General features: G+C 65.6%; 23 protein-coding genes. 8 read left to right on the top strand and 15 right to left on the bottom strand.

The genetic code is table 11. The annotated features are described in order from the left end of the window. Positions 1-24: 24 nt before the first annotated feature. The 4 genes from AC1DX2_RS11310 to AC1DX2_RS11295 all read left to right on the top strand — a co-directional run bounded on the left by AC1DX2_RS11310 (position 25) and on the right by AC1DX2_RS11295 (position 5,535). Positions 25-945, top strand: coding sequence for a DUF2785 domain-containing protein (locus AC1DX2_RS11310; protein ID WP_477196440.1), 921 nt, complete (start codon positions 25-27; stop codon positions 943-945). Positions 946-1,040: 95 nt separating this feature from the next. After that, positions 1,041-3,764, top strand: a complete 2,724-nt coding sequence (gene acnA, locus AC1DX2_RS11305; protein WP_477196439.1) for an aconitate hydratase AcnA — start codon at positions 1,041-1,043, stop codon at positions 3,762-3,764. Continuing rightward, on the top strand, positions 3,764-4,354 hold the full coding sequence (locus tag AC1DX2_RS11300) for a GNAT family N-acetyltransferase (RefSeq protein ID WP_477196438.1): 591 nt from the start codon (positions 3,764-3,766) through the stop codon (positions 4,352-4,354). Before acnA ends, AC1DX2_RS11300 begins: the two co-directional genes overlap by 1 nt. Before the next feature lie 8 nt (positions 4,355-4,362). Then, positions 4,363-5,535, top strand: coding sequence for an FAD-dependent monooxygenase (locus AC1DX2_RS11295; RefSeq protein WP_477196437.1), 1,173 nt, complete (start codon positions 4,363-4,365; stop codon positions 5,533-5,535). 15 nt (positions 5,536-5,550) lie between these two features. Here AC1DX2_RS11295 and cutA read toward each other — a convergent pair whose 3' ends face one another. The 7 genes from cutA to AC1DX2_RS11260 form a co-directional block, all read right to left on the bottom strand. Continuing rightward, a complete protein-coding gene (cutA, locus tag AC1DX2_RS11290) occupies positions 5,551-5,907 on the bottom strand; it encodes a divalent-cation tolerance protein CutA (RefSeq protein WP_477196436.1) in 357 nt (118 codons plus the stop codon). A gap of 17 nt (positions 5,908-5,924) precedes the next feature. Continuing rightward, on the bottom strand, positions 5,925-6,884 hold the full coding sequence (locus tag AC1DX2_RS11285) for a bifunctional helix-turn-helix transcriptional regulator/GNAT family N-acetyltransferase (RefSeq protein ID WP_477196435.1): 960 nt from the start codon (positions 6,882-6,884) through the stop codon (positions 5,925-5,927). Positions 6,885-6,921: 37 nt separating this feature from the next. Further along, on the bottom strand, positions 6,922-7,554 hold the full coding sequence (locus tag AC1DX2_RS11280; protein ID WP_477196434.1) for a pyridoxamine 5'-phosphate oxidase family protein: 633 nt from the start codon (positions 7,552-7,554) through the stop codon (positions 6,922-6,924). A 112-nt stretch (positions 7,555-7,666) separates the two neighbouring features. Continuing rightward, positions 7,667-8,716 (bottom strand): hypothetical protein, encoded by a 1,050-nt coding sequence (locus tag AC1DX2_RS11275; protein WP_477196433.1) that lies wholly within the window; start codon positions 8,714-8,716, stop codon positions 7,667-7,669. Positions 8,717-8,879: 163 nt separating this feature from the next. Then, a complete protein-coding gene (locus AC1DX2_RS11270; protein WP_477196432.1) occupies positions 8,880-9,152 on the bottom strand; it encodes a KTSC domain-containing protein in 273 nt (90 codons plus the stop codon). 31 nt (positions 9,153-9,183) lie between these two features. Beyond that, positions 9,184-9,393 (bottom strand): DUF3820 family protein, encoded by a 210-nt coding sequence (locus tag AC1DX2_RS11265; RefSeq protein ID WP_477196431.1) that lies wholly within the window; start codon positions 9,391-9,393, stop codon positions 9,184-9,186. 46 nt (positions 9,394-9,439) lie between these two features. Beyond that, positions 9,440-11,116: a hypothetical protein gene (locus AC1DX2_RS11260; RefSeq protein ID WP_477196430.1), complete on the bottom strand. Its 1,677-nt coding sequence runs from the start codon at positions 11,114-11,116 to the stop codon at positions 9,440-9,442. A gap of 162 nt (positions 11,117-11,278) precedes the next feature. Between AC1DX2_RS11260 and AC1DX2_RS11255 the strand changes: the two genes are divergently transcribed. Beyond that, on the top strand, positions 11,279-12,868 hold the full coding sequence (locus tag AC1DX2_RS11255; RefSeq protein WP_477196429.1) for a calcium-binding protein: 1,590 nt from the start codon (positions 11,279-11,281) through the stop codon (positions 12,866-12,868). Between the two features lie 13 nt (positions 12,869-12,881). Here the strand turns inward: AC1DX2_RS11255 and kynA are convergent, their stop codons facing one another. Genes kynA through AC1DX2_RS11235 form a run of 4 tightly spaced genes read right to left on the bottom strand, consistent with a single transcriptional unit; the run spans position 12,882 to position 16,647 of the window. Next, positions 12,882-13,727 (bottom strand): tryptophan 2,3-dioxygenase, encoded by an 846-nt coding sequence (gene kynA / locus AC1DX2_RS11250; protein ID WP_477196428.1) that lies wholly within the window; start codon positions 13,725-13,727, stop codon positions 12,882-12,884. Next, positions 13,724-15,028 carry a kynureninase gene (kynU, locus tag AC1DX2_RS11245; protein ID WP_477196427.1) on the bottom strand — a complete coding sequence of 435 codons (1,305 nt, stop codon included), beginning with the start codon at positions 15,026-15,028 and terminating at the stop codon, positions 13,724-13,726. The genes kynA and kynU overlap by 4 nt, the downstream gene beginning before the upstream one ends. Beyond that, a complete protein-coding gene (gene kynB / locus AC1DX2_RS11240) occupies positions 15,025-15,648 on the bottom strand; it encodes an arylformamidase (RefSeq protein ID WP_477196426.1) in 624 nt (207 codons plus the stop codon). Before kynB ends, kynU begins: the two co-directional genes overlap by 4 nt. Before the next feature lie 51 nt (positions 15,649-15,699). After that, on the bottom strand, positions 15,700-16,647 hold the full coding sequence (locus tag AC1DX2_RS11235) for a LysR family transcriptional regulator (RefSeq protein WP_477196425.1): 948 nt from the start codon (positions 16,645-16,647) through the stop codon (positions 15,700-15,702). A gap of 182 nt (positions 16,648-16,829) precedes the next feature. On the opposite strand from AC1DX2_RS11235, the gene AC1DX2_RS11230 reads away from it, so the two are divergent. The 3 genes from AC1DX2_RS11230 (at position 16,830) to AC1DX2_RS11220 (ending at position 19,293) form a co-directional block, all read left to right on the top strand. Continuing rightward, the gene (locus AC1DX2_RS11230) at positions 16,830-17,276 is read left to right on the top strand and encodes a hypothetical protein (RefSeq protein WP_477196424.1); all 447 of its coding nucleotides are present in this window, start codon (positions 16,830-16,832) and stop codon (positions 17,274-17,276) included. Positions 17,277-17,515: 239 nt separating this feature from the next. Beyond that, positions 17,516-18,709, top strand: a complete 1,194-nt coding sequence (locus AC1DX2_RS11225) for a porin (RefSeq protein WP_477196423.1) — start codon at positions 17,516-17,518, stop codon at positions 18,707-18,709. A gap of 131 nt (positions 18,710-18,840) precedes the next feature. After that, positions 18,841-19,293, top strand: coding sequence for a hypothetical protein (locus AC1DX2_RS11220; protein ID WP_477196422.1), 453 nt, complete (start codon positions 18,841-18,843; stop codon positions 19,291-19,293). Positions 19,294-19,334: 41 nt separating this feature from the next. Here AC1DX2_RS11220 and AC1DX2_RS11215 read toward each other — a convergent pair whose 3' ends face one another. The 4 genes from AC1DX2_RS11215 to argF all read right to left on the bottom strand — a co-directional run bounded on the left by AC1DX2_RS11215 (position 19,335) and on the right by argF (position 23,171). Next, on the bottom strand, positions 19,335-19,820 hold the full coding sequence (locus tag AC1DX2_RS11215) for a hypothetical protein (protein ID WP_477196421.1): 486 nt from the start codon (positions 19,818-19,820) through the stop codon (positions 19,335-19,337). Between the two features lie 322 nt (positions 19,821-20,142). After that, positions 20,143-20,448 (bottom strand): YkgJ family cysteine cluster protein, encoded by a 306-nt coding sequence (locus tag AC1DX2_RS11210; RefSeq protein ID WP_477196420.1) that lies wholly within the window; start codon positions 20,446-20,448, stop codon positions 20,143-20,145. Next, positions 20,445-22,244 carry an RDD family protein gene (locus AC1DX2_RS11205; RefSeq protein ID WP_477196419.1) on the bottom strand — a complete coding sequence of 600 codons (1,800 nt, stop codon included), beginning with the start codon at positions 22,242-22,244 and terminating at the stop codon, positions 20,445-20,447. Before AC1DX2_RS11205 ends, AC1DX2_RS11210 begins: the two co-directional genes overlap by 4 nt. Positions 22,245-22,256: 12 nt before the next feature. Beyond that, positions 22,257-23,171, bottom strand: coding sequence for an ornithine carbamoyltransferase (gene argF, locus AC1DX2_RS11200; protein ID WP_477196672.1), 915 nt, complete (start codon positions 23,169-23,171; stop codon positions 22,257-22,259).

The raw sequence follows: 23,171 nt of genomic DNA, 5'->3' as shown, positions 1-23,171 counted from the left end.
CCATCACCTTAAGGAGCAAACCCCGTGTGTTGTCTGCCCGTTCGCAGTCTGCTGACCCTTGGCTTGTTTGTCACGTCGGTGTGCACCGTCGCGGCGGCGCCGGCCTGCCCGCCCCCCGACTGGCCGCTGTCGGCTTTGAAGCAACTGAAGCAGGACAAATGGCATTTGCCGGATGACACCCGGCGCGAGACCCTGGCCACCGCCTTGCTGCCCTGCTTGATTGACGCCAACCCCGAGCTGCGCGACAGATTGGCGTTCGAAGCCTTGAGCGCATGGATGCGCGCCAAGCAACTGTCCGAAACTACCCGGCGGCTCATCTACCAGTCGCAACTGGCGCAGTTGAACGATGCGGCGCCGGACCCTGCTGGCTTTGCCAAGCCTTTTGCGGCACTGACCTTGGCCGAGGTGGCACGGGCTGACCGCCTGCAACCGTTCCTGACTGCACAAGAGCGTGCGGCGCTGGTAGAGGCCGGCAGCCGTTACCTGTCCAGTGTGCGCGACTACCGGGGCTACGATGTGAACGAGGGATGGCGCCACGGGGTGGCGCACGCGGCCGACCTGCTGATGCAATTGACGCTGAACCCTGCGGTAGACAAGGCGCAACTGGCGCGCATCGTCATGGCGGTGCAGTCCATGGTGGCGCCGCCGGGTGAGCATTTCCTTGTCTACGGCGAAGGCGAGCGCCTGGTGCGCCCTGTGTTGTTTGCTGCGCGGCGGGGCTTGCTGGACGCTGCCTTCTGGACCGAGTTTGTGGCCCCCCTGGCGACGCCCGGGCCCTATGCATCCTGGGGCGTGGCGGCCCAATCCCAGGCTGGCCTGGCACGCCTGCACAACCTCAAGGGTTTTTTGAACCCGCTGTATTTCAATGTGCGTGAGGGCGGCGACGCTGCCGTGCAGGCGGTGCTGGGGCCGCCCGTTCTGGAAGCCTTGAAAAAACTGCCCTGAACCTGGCTTTTGGGGGTGTAAACCAAGACTTCACACAAGCCCTTGCGGAGACTGCCAAAATAGCCTGGATTGCAGCCATCCAGGAGTCGACCGCCATGCCCCACGCCTTTGCTTCCACGCTGAAGAACTTCAAGACCGCCTCCGGCAAGGCCGGCCAGTTCTATTCACTGCCCGAGCTCACCAAGCAGTACCCCGCCATTGCCCGCCTGCCGGTGTCCATTCGCATCGTGCTGGAGTCGGTGCTGCGCAACTGCGATGGCAAGAAGGTGGCTCCCGAGCACGTGGCCCAACTGGCCAACTGGAAGCCCAATGCGGCGCGCACCGACGAAATCCCCTTCGTCGTCTCGCGCGTGGTGCTGCAGGATTTCACCGGCGTGCCGCTGCTGGCCGACCTGGCCGCCATGCGCAGCGTTGCGGCTAAGCTGGGCAAAGACCCGAGCCGCATCGAGCCGCTGGTGCCGGTGGACCTGGTGGTGGACCACTCCATCATGGTGGACCATTACGGCAAGAAGGATTCGCTGGACCTGAACATGCGGTTGGAATTCCAGCGCAACCGCGAGCGCTACGAGTTCATGAAGTGGGGCATGCAGGCGTTTGACACCTTCGGCGTGGTGCCACCGGGCTTTGGCATCGTGCACCAGGTGAACCTGGAATACCTGGCGCGCGGCGTGCACCAGGCCAAGGGCGTGTACTACCCCGATTCGCTGGTGGGCACCGACAGCCACACCACCATGATCAACGGCATCGGCGTGGTGGGCTGGGGCGTGGGCGGCATCGAGGCCGAGGCCGCCATGCTGGGCCAGCCGGTGTACTTCCTGACGCCCGATGTGGTGGGCTTTGAGCTGACCGGCCAGCTGCGCGAGGGCGTGACCGCCACTGACATGGTGCTGACGGTGACCGAAATCCTGCGCCAGCACAAGGTGGTGGGCAAGTTTGTCGAGTTCTATGGCGAAGGCACGCGCACGCTGACGGTGCCCGACCGCGCCACCATCGCCAACATGGCGCCCGAATACGGCGCTACCATGGGCTTCTTCCCGGTCGACGGCCGCACGCTGGACTACTTCGTGGGCACCGGCCGCACGCAAGCCGAGATCGAGGCCTTCGAGGCCTACTTCAAGGCCCAGGGCCTGTTTGGCGTGCCCGGCAGCGGCGAGATCGATTACTCGCAGGTGGTCAAGCTGAACCTGAGCGACGTCACGCCCAGCCTGGCCGGCCCCAAGCGGCCGCAAGACCGCATCGAGCTGGGCAAGGTCAGCAGCCAGTTTTCGTCGCTGTACAGCCTGCCCAACTCGGCCAACGGCTTCAACCGCCCGGCCGACACGCTGGCCACCCGCTTCCCCGTCACCACCGGCGGCAAGGCGGTGAGCATTGGCAATGGCGACGTGCTGATCGCCGCCATCACCAGCTGCACCAACACCTCCAACCCCAGTGTGCTGTTGGCCGCCGGCTTGCTGGCCAAGAAGGCGGTGGAGGCGGGGCTGAAGGTGCAGCCCCACGTCAAGACCTCGCTGGCCCCCGGTTCGCGCATCGTCACCGAATACCTGACCGAGACCGGCCTGTTGCCCTACCTGGAGAAGCTGGGCTTCGCGCTGGCCGGCTACGGCTGCACCACCTGCATTGGCAATGCCGGCGACCTGACGCCGGAGCTGAACGACGTCATCACCAAGAACGAGCTGGTGTGCGCCGCCGTGCTGTCGGGCAACCGCAATTTCGAGGCCCGCATCCACCCCAACCTGAAGGCTAACTTCCTGGCCAGCCCACCGCTGGTGGTGGCCTATGCGATTGCCGGCAACGTCAAACGCGACCTGATGACGCAGCCGGTGGGCCAGGGCAAGGGTGGCCGGGATGTGTACCTGGGCGACATCTGGCCCAGCAGCGACGAGATCCATGCGCTGATGAAGTTCGCCATGAAGGGCAAGGCCTTCCGCGCCAACTACGCCAAGGTGGCCACGCAGCCCGGCGCACTGTGGGAAAAGATCAAGGGCGTGTCCGGCCAGGCCTACACCTGGCCGGCCAGCACCTACATTGCCGAGCCGCCGTTTTTCCAGGGCTTCACGCTGGCGCAGGGCGCTGACACCGCGTCCACGGTGCGGGGCGCCAAGATCATGGCGCTGTTTGGCGACTCCATCACCACCGACCACATCTCGCCGGCCGGCTCCATCAAGGAGAGTTCGCCAGCGGGCGTTTGGCTGAAGGCCAACGGCGTGCAGAAGGCCGACTTCAACAGCTATGGCGCGCGCCGTGGCAACCACGACGTGATGATGCGCGGCACCTTCGCCAACGTGCGCATCAAGAACCTGATGCTGCCCGCCGCCGCCGATGGCTCGCGCGAGGAGGGCGGCAACACGCTGTACCAGGGCACGACGGACGCTTCCACGCAGAAGATGCCGATCTATGACGCCGCCATGAAGTACATGCAGGCCGGCATTCCCACGGTGATCTTCGCTGGCGAGGAATACGGCACCGGATCCAGCCGCGACTGGGCCGCCAAGGGCACGCAGCTGCTGGGCATCAAGGCCGTGGTGGCCAAGAGCTTCGAGCGCATCCACCGCAGCAACCTGGTGGGCATGGGTGTGCTGCCGCTGCAGTTCAAAGGCACGGACTCGTGGCAGACGTTGGGTCTGACCGGCAACGAGACGGTGGACGTGCTGCCGCTGCCGGCGCTGACGCCGCAGAGCGATGCCAAGCTGGTCATCACCCGTGCCGACGGCAGCCGCCAGGAGCTGACCGTGACGCTGCGCATCGACACCCCGATCGAGGTGGACTATTACCGCAGCGGCGGCATCCTGCCCTTCGTGCTGCGCCAGCTGTTGGCCTGATGGCGTTCGACACACCCCGCCTGCGCCTGCGGCAATGGCGTGCATCCGACCGCGAGCCCTTCGCGGCGATGAACGCCGACCCGCGGGTGCGTGCCTACTTCCCAGCCTTGCAGACCCGTGCCGAGAGCGACGCCAGCATAGACCGCTGGCAGGCGCACCTGCAGGGCCGGGGCCGCGGCTGGAGCAACTGGGCGGTGGAGTTGCGGGCGCGGCCGCAGTTCATCGGCTTTGTGGGTTTGTCCAAACCGGCGGACGACCTGCCTTTCTCCCCCTGCGTCGAAATCGGCTGGCGGCTGGCACCCGCGTATTGGGGCCAGGGCTATGCCAGCGAGGCCGCTCGGGGCGCCTTGCAGTTCGGGTTTGAGCAGCTCGGGCTGCAGGAGATCGTGTCGTTCACCGCCGTGGACAACCTGCGTTCGCGCAACGTGATGCAGCGCATAGGCATGCAGCACAGCGAAGACTTCGAGCACCCCCATCTGCCTGTGGGGCACCGGCTGCGCCCGCACTGCCTGTACCGCCTGACCAGGGCACGCTGGCAGGCGCTCCAGGTCGATGCGGCCGATGCGGCCGGCCTGTCCGCGCCAGCATGACGGCCGCCATGGCGCCGTTGTTGGTGGCCGGCGGCGGCATTGGCGGCCTGGCCGCCGCGCTGGCCTGCAGCCGGGCCGGCTGGCCCGTGCAGCTGTTCGAGCAGGCGGCGCAGTTCAGCGAAGTGGGGGCCGGTGTGCAGGCCGGGCCCAACGTGGTGCGCCAGTTGCGGCATTGGGGCCTGGGTGATGCACTGGCCCGTCTGGCGGCCTTTCCGCAGCGTCTGCAGGTGCGCAGCGCAGCGTCAGGCGCTGAATTGGCTGTCTTGCCCTTGGCCGACTTTGCGCAGCGCTACGGCGCGCCGTATGCCACGCTGCACCGGGCGGACTTGCATGGATTGTTGCTGCACGCGGTGCAGGCCGCGGGGCGGGTGCAGCTGAACCTGACCACACCGTTCACCGTCGCCAACCCATCCGGCGATGCGGTGGCCTTGCTGCTGGCGGACGGCCGGCAGGTGCATGGCCAGGCGCTGGTGGGCGCCGACGGCCTGTGGAGTGTGGTGCGCCACGGGTTGCTGGATGATGGCGCACCGCAGTTCACCGGCCACCTGGCCTACCGGGCGCTGCTGTCGCAAAGCGATTTGCCGGCAGCTTTGCGCAGCCAGCAGGTCACCGTCTGGCTGGGGCCGGGCCTGCACGTGGTGCAGTACCCGGTGCGGGCTGGCGAGGCGCTGAATGTGGTGGCCGTGATCGAAGGTGCCCAGCCACAGCAACTCAACAATTGGGATCAACAGGCCGATGACTACAGGCTGTTCCACGCCATGGCGGGCAGTTGCGCGCCTTTGCAGGACTTGCTGCGCGCCATGGGTCCTTGGCGCTGCTGGGCGCTGAGCAACCGGCCGCCGGTGCAGGGCCCGCAGCAGATGGCCCAAGGCCGCGTGGCCTTGTTGGGCGACGCGGCACACCCCATGCTGCCCTACCTGGCCCAGGGGGCCGGCATGGCGATCGAGGATGCCGCCGCGCTGGAGTCCGTCTTCAGCCTACCCGCTGGCGTAAAGGTGGACGTTCCCGCCGCCTTGCAGGCCTATGCCCAGCGCCGCTGGCAGCGCAACGCGCGCGTGCAGGCCCGATCCAGCCGCAATGGGCGCATCTTCCACGCCAGCGGGCCGCTGCGCTGGGGGCGCGACGCGGCGATGGGGGTGCTGGGACGCAGGCTGCTGGATTTGAAATGGCTGTATGGCTAGGCGCGCCTGGCAGGCCTAGCTTTCAGGGCCGGCCTCAGGTCCGGCTTGCACGGCCTCCTCCACCCATGCCAGATACGCCGCCGAGCCTCTGACGATGGGCGTGGCGATGATCTCCGGCGTGGTGTACGGGTGGTGCTGGCGTATCAGTGCTTCCAGGCGCGCATAGGCATCGGTGCGGGTCTTCATGGCAATCAGCCATTCGCTGTCGGCGCACAGCTTGCCCTCCCACCGGTAGTGGCTCTTGATGGCCTGGATCTGCGCGCAGGCGGCCAGCCGGGCCTCGACCACCAACTGGGCGAGCTTGTCGGCCTCTGCCTCGGAGCCCACCGTGGTGCAGACCACGCAGTGGGGATAGTTGTCGGTGTCAGCCATGGCTTGCCCCCGCAATCTCACAGCGTCAGCGCCCAGGTCTCGCTGACCAGGCCGTGGACGCCGTAGGCGTCCAGCGTTTCACTGCCGGTCAGCACAAAGCCGCGCTGGCTGTAGATGGCGCGTGCCGCGTGCAACTGGCCGTTGGTCCACAGCACCATTTTGCGGTAGCCCTTGGCGCGGGCAAAGGCGATGCATTCGTCGGCCAGCCTGCCCCCCAGGCCCAGGCCGCGTGCCTCGGGGCACAGGATCAACAGCCGCAACTGCGCCACCTGGGCGGACTTGCGCACCACCAGCACCGAGCCCATGCGCTGGCCGTCCACCTCGGCGATCCAGGCTTTCTCCCAGGCCGGGTCGAACCTGGCCATGACGCGCGCGACGATGCCGGCCACCAGCGCCTCGAATTCGCTGCTGTAACCGTATTCGCGGGCGTACAGCTCACCGTGCTGCTGCACCACCCAGCCCATGTCGCCGGGGCGCGGGTCGCGCAGCACCACGGTGCGGGCCACCGCCGCGCTCGCAACGGCCTGCGGATCTTGCCGTGCCAGCAGTTGCTGCGCTGTGGTCAGCGACTGCACCAGCTGCCGTTGCCCCACCTCGGACAGTGGTGCCAGCAGTTGCGCCACCTGTTCGCGCGATTTGCGCTCCAGCGGCGCAAAGGCGGCGCGGCCCTTGGCCGTGAGGCGCAACAGGCTTTGCCGCGCGTCAGCGGGCGAGGGCGTGCGCTTGAGCCAGCCGTGTGCCTCGAAGCGGCGCAGGATGCGGCTCAGGTAGCCGGCGTCCAGCGCCAGCTCGCGGCCCAGCTCGGTGGCGGTGGGCTGCTCGCGCTGTGTCAGCTCGTACAGCACCCGCACCTCGGCCAGCGACAGACCGCTGTCCAGGTAGGGCGCCAGCACGCCGATGCGCTGGGTGTAGAAACGGTTGAAGGCACGCAGCGCGTGCACATGGTCGTCGGTGGCGATGGCAGTCATGCTTGCCATCGTCAATCAATTGCTTGACTTTGTCAAGTAATTGGCGTCACCCAGCGGGCCGACTTGCCAGCTCAGCGCGTGCCTGGGCCAACTCCTTTTCCAGCCGCGCCAGCTCGTCGCGCAGCGGCATGACGGCGGCCTCCACTTCTTCCTCCGTGTAGCGCGGGGTGATGTGCTGCGGGCAGTTCCAGTCGAAGGCTTCCACCTCGATGACCACCGCACGCTGTGGCTGGGCGTCGTAGCCGGCAGGCATCAGCCGCGCCAGCAACTGCGGGTCGTCCGCGGCAGCTACCTGCCGCACCCGGCCCAGGATCTTCAGCCGGCTGCGCGCGGCGTAGTCCATCAGGATCAGCGCCACCTTGTCGTTGCCCTGCAGGTTCCCCATGCTGATGTACTGCAGGTTGCCGCGAAAGTCCGCGTAAGCAATGGTCTTGCTGTCCAGCACGCGCAGGAAGCCCGCCGGCCCGCCGCGAAACTGCACATAGGGCCAGCCGGTTTCGCTGACGCTGGCCTGGTAGAAACCGTCGCGCGCCTCGATGAAGTCGGCCTCGCGCTCGGTCAGGCTGTCGCGCCGGTCGGGTGCGGCGTCCAGCCGGGCATAAGCCTCGCGGCTGCCCATGCGGGTTTGCATGGCGCGTACGGTGGGGGTGAAGGCGATGTCGGAGAAAGCGCGGCCCATGTTCGGCTCCTGGGGGTGTGCAGAGCCGAAGTGTGATCCATCCGTCACGAAAACGGAATTGCTGCCAAATTGAATTCACTATTCCATATTTCGGAATAGTAGCCGTGCCGGCTCATGGCCCGAATGCGGCCTTGATGCTTTCCACCGCCGTGCGGTTCAGGTACAGCACATAGTCCACCGTGCCGGCGCTGCTGCGCGATTTCAGCGCCACGCCGTTCTTCTGCAGGATGGCGCGGTAGACCTTGCCGTTGAGCTCGAAGAAGGCCAGGTAGGAATCGGTGACGTTGACCGAGCTGGGCACCAGGCTGGTGGAGACCCAGGCGCGCAGGCCCTGCACCTGCTGGACGCTGCCATTGGCCAGCGTGAACAAGGTGGTGCCATAGGTGTAGGGGAACACGCTCTCCAGCGTGCCGGTGCCGTCGCAGGGGGAGGGGTCCTTGTCGGCGGTGGTGGCCACCGAGCAGTCCTCGATGAAGTAGGTGTCGCCGAAGCGTGTTTCCTGCTGCTTGATGTAACCCGAGCCAGTGGTGAAGCTCAGTTTGTTCTTGGTCAACGTGCTGTTGGCGATGGCGTCAGCCAGCACCGGCAGCGTTTTCAGCTCGGCGGGGATGGCGGTGACCACGCCGCTCATGGTGCTGCTTTGCACGCTGGTGATGGCGGCGCTGAAGACGATGGTGCTGCCGGCCAGGTCCAGCGTATCGCGTATCACCTGTGAGCCCACCAGGTACAGCCGGGTCTTGGTGCGCCCCGGCAGGTTGGCGGCGGTGCGCAAGCCACCATTGACCATCACCCGCGTGGGCGCGGAGGTGCTGAAGTCGGGCAGCACCAGCGTGGTGGACAGCGAGTCCACCAGCGCGTCTATGGGCTGCGGCGTGGTGGTCAGCGTGCCGGTGACGGCCGCCTTCTGGCTGTAGGCATAGTGCGTGCCGCTGACAGGCAAGCCCTTGGCCGGCAGTGAACTGGCCAGTGTGTAAGCGCCGCCGTTGCTGTCCAGGTAGGCCGCTTCCACCAACTGCTGGGTGGTGGGGGTGACCACCACGGTGGTGGTGCCGCCGGACGTGCTGCCGCTGCCGCCGCCGCCGCAGGCGCTCAACAGCGCGGTCAACAACAGCGCGCCACCGGAGGCGACGCAGCGCAGAAGGGAGTTTGAAAACAGGGTCATCACAGCTTGCAGGGATTACCCGCCAATCTAGCATTTCGCCCCGCTGCGCAGCCGCCTTGAAAGGCCGAAATTAGCCGGCTTATTCAGTCTTTATGGGGGATCTGACGCCGGCGTTGAATTGAAACGCGCGCAGAAGCCCTGCAGTGCTTTCCAGCGCAATGACTCATTCCCCGCCACCGAAAAGATCATCGAACTTCTTGGCGGCATCAGAGGGGCCTGCCACTTTTGACGGGATGCCCTTGGGGTATTCCTCGGCGATCCGGTCTTCCCAGTACGTGCTGGGGTTGGGGGCGCTGCAAAGTCGCCGGAAGACTTCCTGCGGAACATGTTTGTAGGCCAGCACATTCTGGTTGTCCCAGTGCAGTTCCAGCTGCTGGGTCGCAGGGTCATAGTCGGCTTTGCGGATCCGGCCGCTGGTAAAAGTCTTTGTTGGCATGGCTTGACGCACTCCGGAAAACGGGCAAACACTATCGCCTGAGCGGTTTCAGCAATTCAGCCAGGCCATTGTGGTCAATCTCGTGCATCAGTGAAAGCAGGCGACCTATTTCCCCTTTCGGCAACCCTTCCCGGGCAAACCAGGCCAGGTAATTTCCCGGCAGGTCTGCAAGCACAACACCCTTGTGCTTGCCAAAGGGCATTTGAAGGGTCACCAGTTTTTGCAGGTCTTCAGGATTCATTGAGCGTCAGCCCGCCAGCGCCGGTGCGGCGACATGCCAGGAAGAACTATCGCCCCACCGAGAACAGCAGGGCTTTGTTGATGGCGAACACCGCGCCGTCCGGGCCGATGGCCGTGGGCGTGTAGGCCTCGCCCAGCCCGTTGGTCAGCTGGATGCGCTCGGTCAGCTTGTTGGTCACCATGTCCCAGCGGTACAGCCAGCCGTCCTCGTTGTTGACCAGGATGGACTTAGTGACCTGACACACCGCTGCGGTGTTGATGCACCATTCGCGCACGGCATCGTAGCCGGGGTAGTTGGGGTCGGCGGTGGGGCCCAGAATGGTCCACACCTCCTTCATCACCGGGAGGGCGGAGATGAAGTCGAACTGCTGCGTGTTCGGGTCCAACACCGCCAGCTTGTTCTGCCCGTCGCCGGTGCCCGCGCCGGCGTAGTTGTTGTACTTGACCATCACCAGGTAGCTCGATGGCCCCGTATAGGAGGGCACCATGCTGGCCGGCACGATGGAGCAGGTGTCGTCCCAGCCGAAGGAGCCGGGGATCTTGAGCTGCGTCAGCGTGGCGTTGAAGTGCAGCAGCCAGCCGCGCGAGTTGTGGCCGGACTGGTCGGATTCCAGCACGCCAAAGTACACGTCGCCGTCCGGCCCCACGGTGGGCGAGGCGGTGGCGTTGTCATTGAGCCAGGCGGTGCGGCCGGTGTTGGGGTCCATCAGGCGCACGGCCCCTTTGGTGGCCAGTGTCGTGCTGTCCAGCGCCAGCAGGTAGCCCGATTGGCGCACGCCGGAGATCAGCCGGGTGTTCACCGCCACATACACCGTCTTGCCGTCGCTGGACAGCGCCGGTGCGCAGTTCATCGCCACCTTGTCGATGTTGGTGTCGCCACTGGCGGCCTTGGCACCCACCCAGGTGCCGGTGCCGTCCGCGGTCACCCGGGCCAGGCCGCTGAGCAGGCCGCCTGGGTTGCCGGTGTTGGCGATGAAGCCGAAGTAGAGGGTGCCGTTGGCGTCCGAGGTCAGCGGCGTGTTGATGAACACGTTGGCGTCATAGGCCGCCTGGGCCGCGGCGTAGGCCGCCGCGCCGTAGAACACGGCGGTTTGCGTGGTGGCGGTGGTGGAGTCGGCGTCGGCGCGCCACAGCAGCTTGCCGCCGGCCCCTGGCGCATAGATGCGGTTGGCCGGCGTCAACGTGATGCCATAGGGCAGAACCCAGTTGTGCGCGGGCTGCACGTAGTCGCTGGTCACGGTCCACAGCGACGCACCGGTGCCGCCGGCGCGGGCCTCAAAGCGGAAGCCGTCGAGGGTGCCGGTCTTCACCGGCACGATGACCGTGTTTTTCGCCGTGATGGCGGGCGAACCGTAGTGGGCCAGCAGGTTGCCGTTGGCGGTGTATTGCGGCGCCAGATCCACGGGCGTGCTCCACTGGATGCGCGTCAGCGGCTGCGTGGCCACGCTACCGCCCAGCGCCGTGTGCTGGGCGTCGCGTCCATAACCCCACCACGGCGGGCCGTTGACGACCGGGGTGGTGGGCGTTGTCGGTGTGGTGGGGGTGGTGGGTGTGGTCGGCGTCGTGGGTGTGCTGGGGCTGGCGTCCGAACCGCCACCACCGCCGCAACCGGCCAGTGTGGCCAGCGAGGCCAGTGACAGCAGCAGGTGGCGCCGGTCAGGGGAGGCGGGGGAGCCGGGGTCGGATGCGGGGGTGTCGGGTTGCGTCTTTTGGAGCATGGCCATCACAGGTGGGTTGTGTGAACGGTGGACACAGGTGTGTTTAGCCAGTTTAGCCGCATCGGAAGCCCGCGCCGGCCGCGCTGACTTGGGTAATATCCCCATGGACCCATTGGCCGGTCGTGCACTAGGCTCTGGGGGTACAAAAAACCTTTGCAGCTGTCACACATGGCCACCATCAACATCACCTACAACGACCCCAAGGGCGCGCTGGCCAGTGTGCCGCTGCTGGGCACCACCATCACCGCCGCCATCAACTACCTGAGCCAGTACGTGGTGTTCCAGGGCACGCTGGACGTGGCGGTGAATGTGGACAGCACCTCTACCGGCCGCTTCGCCGGCACCGGCGACACCAGCTTCGTGAAGACACAGAATGGCATTGCCATCTGGGAATCGGCGGGAGCGGCAGAGTCTCGCACCGGCGTGGACCCGCACCCGCAGACGCCGGACTTCACCATCTTTGTCGACCCCAGCTCCACCTACCTGTCACTGCTGTGGTGGGACCCCAATATCGCCAACAGCCTGGGCGCCCGCGTGCCCACCAACAAGACCGATGCCTTCACCGTGGTGCTGCACGAGCTGCTGCATGGCATGGGCATCAATGGCTGGCGCGACATCACCACCGGGCAACTGAGTACCAGCTACGAGTCGCTGTGGGACTCGTTGGTGGTGGTCAATGGCGGCCAGGCCAGCTTTGTGGGACCGGCCACGGTGGACTTGCTGGGTCAGCCCGCCGAGGTGCGCCTGGGTGGGTCGCAAGGCATGTACCACCTGGGCAACGGCCCCACGGTGGCGAGCAGCCAGATGCCGTGGATAGAGGCCAGCAACTTCAACGGCTACTACTATTTCAACGGCGAGCGCTACACGCTGGACCGCCTGGATCTGGCATTGCTGCAGGACCTGGGCTGGACGCTGAGGCCCACCACGCTGACCGAGGTGGTGCAGCCCTGGGACGACCGCATGACCGGACACTACATGGTGGGCTGGTCCACCAACGAGCAGCTGACCGGTGACGTGCTGGCCGACCGCATCGAAGGGCGCGGCGGCAACGACCTGCTGGTGGGGCTGGATGGCAACGACCTGCTGGACGGCGGCGACGGCAACGACACGCTGCTGGGTGGCAACGGCGTTGACCAATTGCGGGGTGGTGCCGGCAGCGATGTGCTGAACGGTGGCAGTGGCAACGACAGCCTGGATGGCGGCGCCGGCGCAGACACCGCCCAATATGCCGGCAAGCTGGCCGACTACAGCTGGAACCCGACGACCGGCGTGCTGACCGACAAGCGCACGGTGGCCACCAGCGAGGGCAGCGACACCCTGGTGAACATGGAGCGCCTGCAGTTTGCCGATGTCAGCCTGGCGCTGGACATGGGCGCCGGCCAGGCGGGCGGGGAGGCGGTGCTGATCATGGCAGCCGCCGTGGGCGTGGCCTTTTCCAACGACAAGACCTGGGCCGGCGTCTTCATGCACTATTTCGACTCGGGCGCCACGCTGCTGGATGGCGCGCGCCTGCTGGTGGACGCCGGCATCGTGGCAGCGTTTGCCGGTGGCACCGACAACAGCACAGTGGTCAAGTACTTGTATGCCAATGTGTACGGCGCGGCGCCCAGCGCCAGCCAGTTGGCCAGCCTGGTAGCACCATTGGATGCGCACACCACCACGCAGGCGCAGTGGCTGGCCGAGCTGACGCTGTCGGCCGCCAACCAGACGCATGTGCAACTCGCCGGCCTGGCGCAGACAGGCTGGCAGTTCGTCTGATTTGGTGCTGTCGCTACAGTGAGGTGCGCAGTGTCCAGATTTCCGGGAACAGCACCACGTCCAGCATCTTGCGCAGGTAGGACACGCCGCCGGTGCCACCGGTGCCGCGCTTGAAGCCAATCACCCGCTCCACCGTGGTCACATGGCGGAAGCGCCACAGGCGGAAGGCGTCTTCCAGGTCAGTCAACTCCTCGCCCAGCTGGTACAGGTCCCAGTGCTGCTTGGGGTTGCGGTAGACAGTCAGCCAGGCTTGCTCCACCGCGTCGCTGGGAACGTAGGGCTGGGTCCAGTCGCGCTGCGTGTGGCTGGCCGGCACCGCGATGCCACGGCGCGCCAGCAGGCGCAGCGCCTCGTCGTACAGCGAAGGTGACGCGTAGGCCGCCTGCACCTGGGCCAGCAGGTCGGGCCGGTGTTCATGGGGCTTCAGCATGGCGGCATTCTTGTTGCCCAGCGCAAACTCAATGCTGCGGTACTGGTAGCTCTGGAAACCGCTGGAACTGGCCAGGTACGGACGAATGGCGCTGTACTCGGGCGGCGTCATGGTGCTCAGCACGTCCCAGGCGTGCACCAGCTGCTCCATGATGCGGCTCACGCGTGCCAGCATCTTGAAGGCCGTGCCCAGCTCGTCCTGCGCCACATGGGTGATGGCCGCGCGCAGTTCGTGCAGCATCAGCTTCATCCACAACTCGCTGGTCTGGTGCTGCACGATGAACAGCATCTCGTTGTGGTCGGGCGAGCGCGGTTGCTGCGCGTTCAGGATGGCGTCGAGCTGCAGGTAGTCGCCATAGCTCATGGACTGGCTGAAGTCCAGCTGGGCTTTCTCATCGGCCACGATGTTCTCTGGCTTGGAGGTGTTCATGTGACGGCGTTCCTGCTGTTGAATTCCGGGCGCTGCCATTCGGTTGTTTCCAGCACCTCGCGCAGATGCCGCACCGCGTGCCAGATGTCCTCGAAACCGGTGTACAGCGGCGTGACGCCAAAGCGCAGGATATCGGCGTGCGTGCCGCCGTCACCGGCACGAAAGTCGCCAATGACACCGCGCGCAATCAACGCCTGCACGATGGCGTAGGCGCCGTCGCTGCGTGTCAGGCACACCTGCGAGCCGCGCCGCGCGTGTTCGCGCGGCGTCACCAGGTCCAGGCCATGGCCAGCGCATTGCTGCTCGACCAGGGTGATGAACAAGTCGGTCAGCGCCAGCGATTTCATACGCAGCGCCGCCATGCCACCCAATGGCTGGGCGGCCACGAACGTGTCCAGACCGCATTCCAGCAGTGCCAGGCTGACGACGGGCTGGGTGCCACACAGGTAGCGGCCAATGCCGCTGGCCGGCCGGTAGTCCGGTGTGAAGGCGAATGGCGCTGCATGGCTCCACCAGCCCGACAACGGCTGCCAAAAGCGGTCTGCATGGCGCGGGTGCACCCACACGAAAGCCGGTGCACCGGGGCCGCCGTTGAGGAACTTGTAGCCGCAGCCGATGGCGAAATCGGCCGCGCTGGCGGCGTGCGCATCGCCACCGTTGCCATGCAGCGTCACCGGCACCGCGCCGGCGCTGTGCGCCAGGTCCCACACCACCAGCGCGCCGGCCGCGTGCGCGGCGCTGCTGACAGCGGCCATGTCGTGCATGGCGCCGGTGCGGTAGTTCACATGCGTCAGCATCAGCACCGCCACGCTGGCGTCCAGGGCGCTGGCGATCTCGTGCGGCTCCACCAGTTTCAGCGTGTAGCCGCGCGCCTTGCACAGGCCTTCGGCGATGTACAGGTCGGTGGGAAAGTTGCTGCGTTCGCTCAGCACCACGCGGCGCGCGGGTGCGTCTTGCGCGGCGATGTTCAGCGCGGCGCTCAGCACCTTGTACAGGTTGATGGAAGTGCTGTCGGTGGCCACCACCTCGCCGGGTTGGGCGCCTATCAGCGTGGCGATCTTGTCGCCCAGGCGCTGCGGCAGCTCAAACCAGCCGGCGCTGTTCCAGGCCCGTATCAGCTGCTGGCCCCATTCCTCTCGCACCACCTGGGCGGCGCGCGCGCTAGCGGCCTTGGGGCTGGCGCCCAGTGAATTGCCGTCCAGGTAGATCACGCCGCCGGGCAGCTCGAACTGGTCGCGCAGTGCGCGCAGCGGGTCTTGCTGGTCGAGACGCCGGCAATGCTGCAAGGTGAGTGCACTCATGTCAGCTCCCTCAGCACCGCGCGCACCGGCGAGGCGTCAGCCTGCATCAGCTTCAGCGGCAGGGCGATCAGCTCGTAGTCACCCTCGGGCACGTCGTCCAGCACCAGGTTCTCCAGCACGCGCAGGCGGTGGCGCAGCAGTTGCTGGTGCGAGGGCAGTTGCTGGCTGGTGGCCGGGTCCACGCTGGGCGTGTCTATGCCCACCAACTGCACGCCGCGTTGCGCCAGCAGGGCGATGGTTTCTTCCGCATAGGCGCTGAAGCTGTCCCAGCTCTGGCTGGCCGTGTGCGCGGTGCGCACCAGCACGCGCGGCGGCAGTTCCTTCAACGCATGGGCCAGGTGCTCTGGGCGCACCAGCGGCCCGCAGTTCAGGCAGTGGATGACGCGGCAGGGGCCCAGGTAAGGCGACAGGTCCAGCTCGCCCACCGCTGGGGCGCCATCGGCATAGTGCAGCGGCGCGTCGGCATGCGCCCCGGTGTGGGGCGACAGCGTGATGGCGTTGACGTTGACCGGACAACCCGGCCCCAGCGTGAAGTGCAGCCGCTGGCTGTAGGTGGTGTCGCCGGGAAACACGGCGGACTTGTGGTCCACCGGCGGCGAAATGTCCCAGATTTTTGGCATGGGAGAAAAAGGAACGTGGAAGCACGCATTGTGCTTCAGCTTGGGCTGCGTTCAGCTTTCGCAGCCGGCGGCCAGCAACCAGGGGTCGCGGTCTTCGCCACCGAAGGACTGCACCAGGAAGTCCAGAAAGGCCTTGGTGCGCGCCGGCACATGCTTGCGCGTGGGAATGGCGGCGTAGATGCTGCCGCTGAACAGCCGCCAACCCGGCAGCACGCGCTCCAGCGCATGCTCCAGCAGGGCTTCCTCCACCATGAACGAGGGCAGGCCGGTGATACCCAGGCCAGCCAGTGCGGCGGCATAGCGCGTGTCCTCGTGGTGGGTGTCCAACGTGGGGCGGTTGGGGGTGCGCGTCACCTCCTCGTCGGCGAAAGCGTTGCCGGGGCAGGCGCCCCGGTGGAAGGTGACCTCGCGTATCGTGCCGGACATCAGGATGTCGTGGTGGTCCAGGTCATCGGGGTGCTGGGGCCGGCCGCGCACGTCCAGGTACTCGGGCGAGGCGCACAGGATCACCTCGGCGCGCGCCAGCCGGCGCGCCACGAAGTCGCCGTCCAGTGGCTGCAGCCCGACCCAGATGATGCTGACATCGAAGTTTTCGTCCACCGTGGCCATCGGGCCGGAGACCGTCAACTCCATTGACACATTGGGGTACAGGGCGCGGAATTTGGGCAGGTGCTTGGCGATCTGGTGCACGGTGAAGGCCGATGGCGCCAGCACGCGCAGGTGCCCGCGCAACTCGGTGGTGGCGTTGCCGGCCAAGGCTTCGGCGTCGTCCAGGTCGGCCAGGATCTGGCGCACCCGCGCCAGGTAGATGGAACCGGTCTCGGTCAACGCCATGCGCCGCGTGGTGCGGTTGATCAGCCGTGTGCCCAGGTGCTCTTCCAGGTCCACCACCAGGCGCGACACCACGGCTGGCGACATGTTCAGCTCCCGGGCGGCATGGGCGAAGCTGCCTTCGTCCACCACCCGGGCAAAAACGCGCATGGAGTTGAGTCGATCCATATTTCAAGAGCTCGATTGTTTCTATTTTAGCAATGCTGAATTGAAAACTGGCCTATTTATCAATTGGAACCGAGTATTTACATTTCATTCATCGATGGGCCAGATGCAATGGCAGTGACTCACCGAGGGTCCCGGACCGGGTGGTCCAGGGCATTTGGAGCACTTTTGAAAGGTTAGACATCATGAAACTCTCTCGCAAACTCTCCGCTGTGCTGGTTCTGGCTGCCCTGGGCGCCACCGCACAAGCCCAATCCGAACTCGTCTTCGTCGGCGGCGAAGCCGGCTACATCGCCAAGGCCGTGGCCCCCAGCACGCTGACCCGTGGCGAAGTCACGGCGCAGTTGGCCCGCTCGCTGGCCGCTGGCCAGACCACGGTGCAAGGCGAAGCCGGTGGCGTGCTGGGCACCAATGGCCTGGCCCCGTCCGATGTGGCCCTCGCCGCCGTGACCGTGCACCCCAGCCGCGCGCAAGTGAAGGCTGACACCCGCGAAGCCATCCGCACGGGTGACTTCGTGGTTGCCGGTGAAGCCGGCCTGAAGGCCAACCAACTGTACCCGCGTCAATACGCACCTGTGCGCGCCCAAGTCAGCGCCAACAGCGGCAATACCGCCACGGCTGCCGGCTACTGAACCGCGCCGGGATGAAAGGCCGTTTGCCGTTCATGAAATCTGTGTATACGTATATACGTATATATCAGCAGATTATGGGTGGCGCGGTCGTTTCATGGAAGTTTCATTCAACTGCCTTCGCCCTGTAGCACGCGCTGCATACGCTGTGGGGGTTCGCGAATCAAGCATTCCGTTGAACGCATTTCATCCCCGTGCTGGCTGAGCCCAGTGTTATTTCTCCCTATCCGGATTGAACCATCATGAAAAAAAATACCCTTGCCCTGGCACTCGCTTCCGTGCTGGTCGCTCCCGCCGCTTTCGCCGATGTGGACGTTGGCCCCTTCACCGTCTATGGCAAGCTGATCTCCGCCGTTGAAACCATCTCGGTGGACAACGTCAACCCCACCATCGCCAAGACCAAGGACAGCCAGACCCGTCTGGCTGACCAGACCTCACGCATTGGCTTCAAGGCCAAATACGACCTGGGTGGCGGCCTCTACGCCGTGGGCCAGGTGGAAAGCCGCTTCTACCTGGGCAACAACGGCAACAACACCGACGACAAGGCCGAACTGGGCAGCCGCAACACCTTCGCCGGCCTGGGCAGCGATGTCTTCGGCGTGGTGCGCCTGGGTCGCTACGACAACGCCTACAAGCTGTCGCTGAACCAGGTCGTACCCAGCCTGTACTACACCTCCGGCAACCTGAACGACGCCTCGTCCGACTACGGCTCGGGCCAGATCCTGAACCGCCTGGGCGCTCGCCAGGGCGACATGGTGGCGTGGGAATCGCCCAACTGGGGCGGCTTCCAGGCCAACGTCAGCTACAACATGGGCAAGGACTCCACCGGTGCCATCTCCGCCGGCTCCGCGTCCAACACGGTCAGTTTCACCCCGGCCAGCGACCTGATGCCGCAGACCTCCATTGGCGTGGCCTACATCGCCAACGGCCTGAACGTTGGCTTCGGCTACACCACCATCAGCAATGCCTCATGGAACCTGGCTTCCAGCAGCGGCGCCAAGGCCACCAACTTTGGTGGCTCGCAAAAGCTGAACGCCTTCCAGTTCGGCGCCGAGTACAAGTTCGGCGGCGTCTGGTCTGTGGGCGCGGTGGCAGAGCGGACCCAGTCCAGCCAAAGCGGTACCACGGCCGCTGCCGCGTTCGACCAGCAGCAGAACACCTACGCGCTGATCGGCACCTACAAGGAAGGCCCGTGGGAAGCCCAGCTGCACCTGGTGCGCGCCAATGACGTGGAAGGCACGACCACCAGCGGCACCGGCGCCAACCAGGCAGCCATTGTGGTGGGTTACCAACTCCACAAGTACGTGAAGGCCGTCGGTTCCTTCACCCGCGTGAACAACGACAAGAACGCCAACTTCACCTCGCTGTCCGGCTTCGGCCTGGACAAGGGCAACAGCATGAACCAGCTGGCGCTGGGCGTGCTGGTGGCGTTCTGATCCAGCGTCCTTCGGAAGTTCACTGATACCGCGCAAGCGGCCGGCAGCCTCATGCTGCCGGCCGCTTGTTTACTTTGTAAGCCTGGGATAGGACAATCCGCGCAGTCGTTGTACACAAGAAGGTCGGGTTTGTGAAAAGAATGCGTTGGATTCCGCTGCTGGTGCTGGTGGTGCTTGGGTTGACGGCCTGGGCCAACGATTTCATCATGCTGCAGGGCGAGCGCACCATCTACACAGCGGGTTGCGAGCAGGGCGCGTGGCAAGGCCAGCGCTGCACCGGCAAGCTGGTGGCGGCTGAGCGTTACCGCTTTCGTGCGTTGAAACCCCACAGTGAGGTCTTCTTCTGGGTGGCGGGCTCGTCCGAGCCGGCTGGCCGCTTCACGCAGTGTGACATCCAGAGTGCCACGGACTGGGTGTGCAAGCCCAGCGCCGACCTGGGCCGCTCCATCACCTCGCAGATGTCCCAGGGCCGCGCGCTGCCTGACCCTGGCGGCAAGACCCGGCCCTTTCACCCGGTCTCCAAACTGCACTGGATGCTGCTGCGTTACGGCTGGCCGTACAGCAGCAGCGCCGATGGGGCCTGAGGGCGCGTGACGAGAACAAGCGGCTGCACAGGGGCGGCCGCTCAGGGCGTCTTGCCGGCTTGCAGCCGCGCCTGCTCCATGCATTCGCGCGCCCAGGCCCGGGCCTCGTGCATGTGCTCAAAGCATTTGAACGGCCGCTGTATGCCCTCGTAGATCTTGGCGAACTTGGGCAGCATCAGCTTGGCGCCTTCCACCGTGGGTGAGACCACGAAGGCGGTGGCCACCGGCTCTTTGCCCGGCGGCTTTGCCTTGCGCATCAGCTTGTCATAGCGCGCCAGCGCCTCTGGCGGCGCCATGGCGCTGTTCAGGATGGTGCAGATGCTGGCCCAGGGCCCTTGGTACTGGGTGGTGCGCAGGATGTCCATCTGCGCCACCGCCAGCGAATCCACCAGCTCGACGTTGAAAGGACCGGTGGACTCGTAGAGCAGAAAATCCCCGTCCATCCACATCTGCACGCTGCCATGCGGGCGAAACGCCTTGTGGCCCACCTGGTCCGTGCTGTGCTTGAGCGTCTGGTTCTTGGTCACTGCGAGTGTTGCGGGAACGTTATTGCCGTCATGGTACAGCAGGGAGCCTTTGCGCCACGATGGTTGGTGAAGATCAGGCCGACGCGGCACTCGGCTCCGCGGCTGTCCCCCGGCCTGCGGCCTCCTCCTTGATGCCGCTGCGCCGAATGCCGCATCGACCTGATCCTGCGGACGTGGTTGGTTTGCGACGGTGCGTATGCCAATTGATCCGAGGTCGCTGGGGCGCGTGGCGGAGGGAAATCAAGGAGGAGGCCCGCAGGGCCGGGGGACATTCCCGTAGCCACGCGCCCCAGCGGCGTCGGCAGCCTGCAAAAAGCAACGCTCAGTTCAATGGTGGCAGTCCGTGCTTGGCACGGGCTCGCGCGCAGGCGTCGCTGCCTTCCTCGAACTCGCGACAGGGCGATGGGCGCCATTCGTAGATGCCGCAGCCTACCTTCTGACCCACCACGCCTGTCAGAGCGGCGCAGCGTATGGGTACGTAATCGGTGCCGCGCATGCGGCAGGTGCTGCCGTTGATGTCGTCAGCCAGCCCCTTGGGCACCGTGCCGCCCATGTCTTCCATCTCGTAGACCGAGAAATCGACCCGGAAGCACGCGCAGCAGGCGCCGCAGGTGGTGCACGCGCTCATGGGATGGTGACAGCGATCAGGCTGCTCTTGCCGTAATTGTGGTTAGAGGGTTGCCGGCCCTGGAAGCGGATCTGCGAAGCCTTGACGTCCCACTGCATGGCCGCACCGCTGTAGGGGTCCCGCATGGCGGGCGTGGCCGCTTGTACGGTGTCACCCATTTTGTCGTGGGGAATCCGCTGACGCATCAGCATCAACTGCAGACCCACCAGTCGGGCGTGCCCGTCGGCATCCACTTGGCGCTGGAAATAGGGGAGGTAGTTGACCCATCCCGTGTCCACGAGCAGCTCGCCAATCGGATTTCTCAAATAGACCAACCCGAAGAGGTTCGGGCCCGGCTCCGGCATGGGTATCGGGATGTCTTGAAGTCGCCCCGCCCGGATTTGAGCGTCAATCCAGTTGGTCTGTACCTGTGCTTGCGCGTAGAACGCATTCAACGTGGCGTTGGGTAGGTAGAACAAGCGAACGGCAAGCCGGCGCCACCAGGCCTCGCGAGTCGCATCGGCTCGGCCCGGCAGCACGTTCAAGGAGAAGGTGGTCTCAAAAGCGAATGGCGGGTGCATGCTGAAGGCTTCGCCCGCCAGCGGTGCCGTCAGCGGTGACAGTTGTTCTCCATGCGTTTGCGCCAGGGCCGGGTATTGCCCGAGCAACTCACTGAGCAAGCGCATGTCCCGGTGCACCATGCCCACCGCAACCATGCGGCCTACCACCGTGGAAGTGCTGCGCACCAACCTGCGCGAAAACTGGGCGCATTCGATCAACTGGTTCACGCCAAGGTTAGGCTTGCCGTCAGCAATGTTGTACAAGGCTCTGATTCTGATTAATTCGGCCGCGTCGTTGAGGAAGCGCAGCGGCGGGCGGGGGGCGTCCTGCCGGGGCACTTCCACTTCGATGAAATTGGCCGCACGTGCCATGGCCAGGAATTTCTGCGCATCCGGTTCGGCGGCGGCCAGCAACTGTTCGGTGGCTGGCCGCTCTGCCAGGTAGTGGGTGACGCAATGCTGTTTTTGGTAGTCACAACGCCCGGCAGGTTCGGAGCTGGGGCTGCGGGTGGGCTCCGACGCCCAGGGGGCATGCGGCGCCAATTGGGCGTGGAGTAGCAACTGTTGCTGCAGGATCAGCCTGCCGGCGTCGTACGGGTCTGTGCCGGCCTGCGCATCCTTGCCCAGTAGCACCAGGTACCCGTTATCGTCGAGGGCATTGGTGGGCGGCTTCCATACCATGGCCTGTGCCACCTCCGGTTTCAATGCGTCATCCCCTGCATTGATGGCGGTCCAGGCCAGTAGGGCCGCCAAAATCAGGGTCAACACGGACGCCAGCAGGTACAGGAAGGCCGCGATCAGTCTCCTGACTGCATTCCCGGGGGTTAATGTCACCACGGTGTCGGTCAGCAGGTCATGCAAGGCTTGCCGCCTGCGCGTGAATGGCTGGATGAGGTAGCCGAGCAGCAAGACCGCTGACAGGACGTGCAACAGGTTGCGTGCGATGGCTCGCCAAAACCCCAGCGGCAGTTGCGTAGGCCGGGTGACCTGGATGCAGAACAGGCGCTTGCCCAGTGTCGCCCTGCTCCGCCCGGACTCCTGCAGGCCGAAATACAGCGGCCCCAGGCTGATGCTGAAGCCCATGAAAAGCACCCAGGTCAACATCCAAGTATCCGATTGCTTGGCTGTGCTGGAGGTCAAGGCCAGCATGACAGCCAGCGCCAGCACCGCCGCGCCGAGGATGATCAGGCCGTCCAGCAACAATGCGCCGGCTCGGCGCCAAAAGCTCGCATACCGTATCTGTGCGACGGCCCCCATCGCGCCACGGGCCTACAGCCGCCCCAGCAGCAAGTACTCCATCAACGCCTTCTGCACGTGCATGCGGTTCTCGGCCTCTTCCCACACCACCGACTGCGGGCCGTCGATGACGTCGGCATCCACCTCTTCGCCGCGGTGCGCGGGCAGGCAGTGCATGAACAGGGCGTCGGGCTTGGCGATGGCCATCATCTCGGCGTCCACGCGCCAGTCGGCGAAGGCCAGTCGGCGCTTGTCGTTCTCGGCCTCGAAGCCCATGCTGGTCCACACATCAGTGGTGACCAGGTCGGCACCGGCGCAGGCTTCCATCGGGTCCTGGAACACCTTGTAGCTGTTGCCCGAACGCAAGCCGGCCACCGACTGGTCGACCTCGTAGCCACTGGGGGTGCTCAGGTGCACCGTGAAGCCCAATTGCTCGCTGGCCTGCAGCCAGGTGTTGGCCATGTTGTTGCCATCGCCCACCCAGGCCACCGTCTTGCCGGCGATGGGGCCACGGTGCTCGATGTAGGTGAAGATGTCGGCCAGGATCTGGCAGGGGTGGAACTCGTTGGTCAGGCCGTTGATCACCGGCACGCGCGAATGCTCGGCAAAGCGCTCGATCTTGGTTTGCTCAAAGGTGCGGATCATCACCAGGTCCACCATGCGGCTGATGACCTTGGCGCTGTCCTCAATCGGCTCGGCGCGGCCCAACTGGCTGTCGCCGGTGGTCAGGTGCACCACGCTGCCGCCCAACTGGTACATGCCGGCCTCGAAGCTGACGCGCGTGCGGGTGGAGGCCTTTTCGAAGATCATCGCCAGCGTGCGGTCCACCAGCGGGTAGTGCTTCTCGTAGGCCTTGAACTTCTTCTTGATGAAGGCCGCGCGCTCGAACAGGTAGGCGTGCTCCTCGGCCGTGAAGTCGCTGAATTGCAGGAAATGCCGGATCGCCAT

This window comes from Hylemonella sp. P2_B10 (genome assembly GCF_056404875.1).
This window is presented reverse-complemented; position numbering and strand designations above follow the sequence as displayed.

Excerpts from the sequence above, each read along its gene's own strand:
- acnA (WP_477196439.1), top strand. The coding sequence starts at position 1,041 with ATGCCCCACGCCTTTGCTTCCACGCTGAAGAACTTCAAGACCGCCTCC.
- AC1DX2_RS11300 (WP_477196438.1), top strand. The coding sequence starts at position 3,764 with ATGGCGTTCGACACACCCCGCCTGCGCCTGCGGCAATGGCGTGCATCC.
- AC1DX2_RS11295 (WP_477196437.1), top strand. The coding sequence starts at position 4,363 with ATGGCGCCGTTGTTGGTGGCCGGCGGCGGCATTGGCGGCCTGGCCGCC.
- cutA (WP_477196436.1), bottom strand. The coding sequence starts at position 5,907 with ATGGCTGACACCGACAACTATCCCCACTGCGTGGTCTGCACCACGGTG.
- AC1DX2_RS11285 (WP_477196435.1), bottom strand. The coding sequence starts at position 6,884 with ATGGCAAGCATGACTGCCATCGCCACCGACGACCATGTGCACGCGCTG.
- AC1DX2_RS11280 (WP_477196434.1), bottom strand. The coding sequence starts at position 7,554 with ATGGGCCGCGCTTTCTCCGACATCGCCTTCACCCCCACCGTACGCGCC.
- AC1DX2_RS11275 (WP_477196433.1), bottom strand. The coding sequence starts at position 8,716 with ATGACCCTGTTTTCAAACTCCCTTCTGCGCTGCGTCGCCTCCGGTGGC.
- AC1DX2_RS11270 (WP_477196432.1), bottom strand. The coding sequence starts at position 9,152 with ATGCCAACAAAGACTTTTACCAGCGGCCGGATCCGCAAAGCCGACTAT.
- AC1DX2_RS11265 (WP_477196431.1), bottom strand. The coding sequence starts at position 9,393 with ATGAATCCTGAAGACCTGCAAAAACTGGTGACCCTTCAAATGCCCTTT.
- AC1DX2_RS11260 (WP_477196430.1), bottom strand. The coding sequence starts at position 11,116 with ATGGCCATGCTCCAAAAGACGCAACCCGACACCCCCGCATCCGACCCC.
- AC1DX2_RS11255 (WP_477196429.1), top strand. The coding sequence starts at position 11,279 with ATGGCCACCATCAACATCACCTACAACGACCCCAAGGGCGCGCTGGCC.
- kynA (WP_477196428.1), bottom strand. The coding sequence starts at position 13,727 with ATGAACACCTCCAAGCCAGAGAACATCGTGGCCGATGAGAAAGCCCAG.
- kynU (WP_477196427.1), bottom strand. The coding sequence starts at position 15,028 with ATGAGTGCACTCACCTTGCAGCATTGCCGGCGTCTCGACCAGCAAGAC.
- kynB (WP_477196426.1), bottom strand. The coding sequence starts at position 15,648 with ATGCCAAAAATCTGGGACATTTCGCCGCCGGTGGACCACAAGTCCGCC.
- AC1DX2_RS11235 (WP_477196425.1), bottom strand. The coding sequence starts at position 16,647 with ATGGATCGACTCAACTCCATGCGCGTTTTTGCCCGGGTGGTGGACGAA.
- AC1DX2_RS11230 (WP_477196424.1), top strand. The coding sequence starts at position 16,830 with ATGAAACTCTCTCGCAAACTCTCCGCTGTGCTGGTTCTGGCTGCCCTG.
- AC1DX2_RS11225 (WP_477196423.1), top strand. The coding sequence starts at position 17,516 with ATGAAAAAAAATACCCTTGCCCTGGCACTCGCTTCCGTGCTGGTCGCT.
- AC1DX2_RS11210 (WP_477196420.1), bottom strand. The coding sequence starts at position 20,448 with ATGAGCGCGTGCACCACCTGCGGCGCCTGCTGCGCGTGCTTCCGGGTC.
- AC1DX2_RS11205 (WP_477196419.1), bottom strand. The coding sequence starts at position 22,244 with ATGGGGGCCGTCGCACAGATACGGTATGCGAGCTTTTGGCGCCGAGCC.
- argF (WP_477196672.1), bottom strand. The coding sequence starts at position 23,171 with ATGGCGATCCGGCATTTCCTGCAATTCAGCGACTTCACGGCCGAGGAG.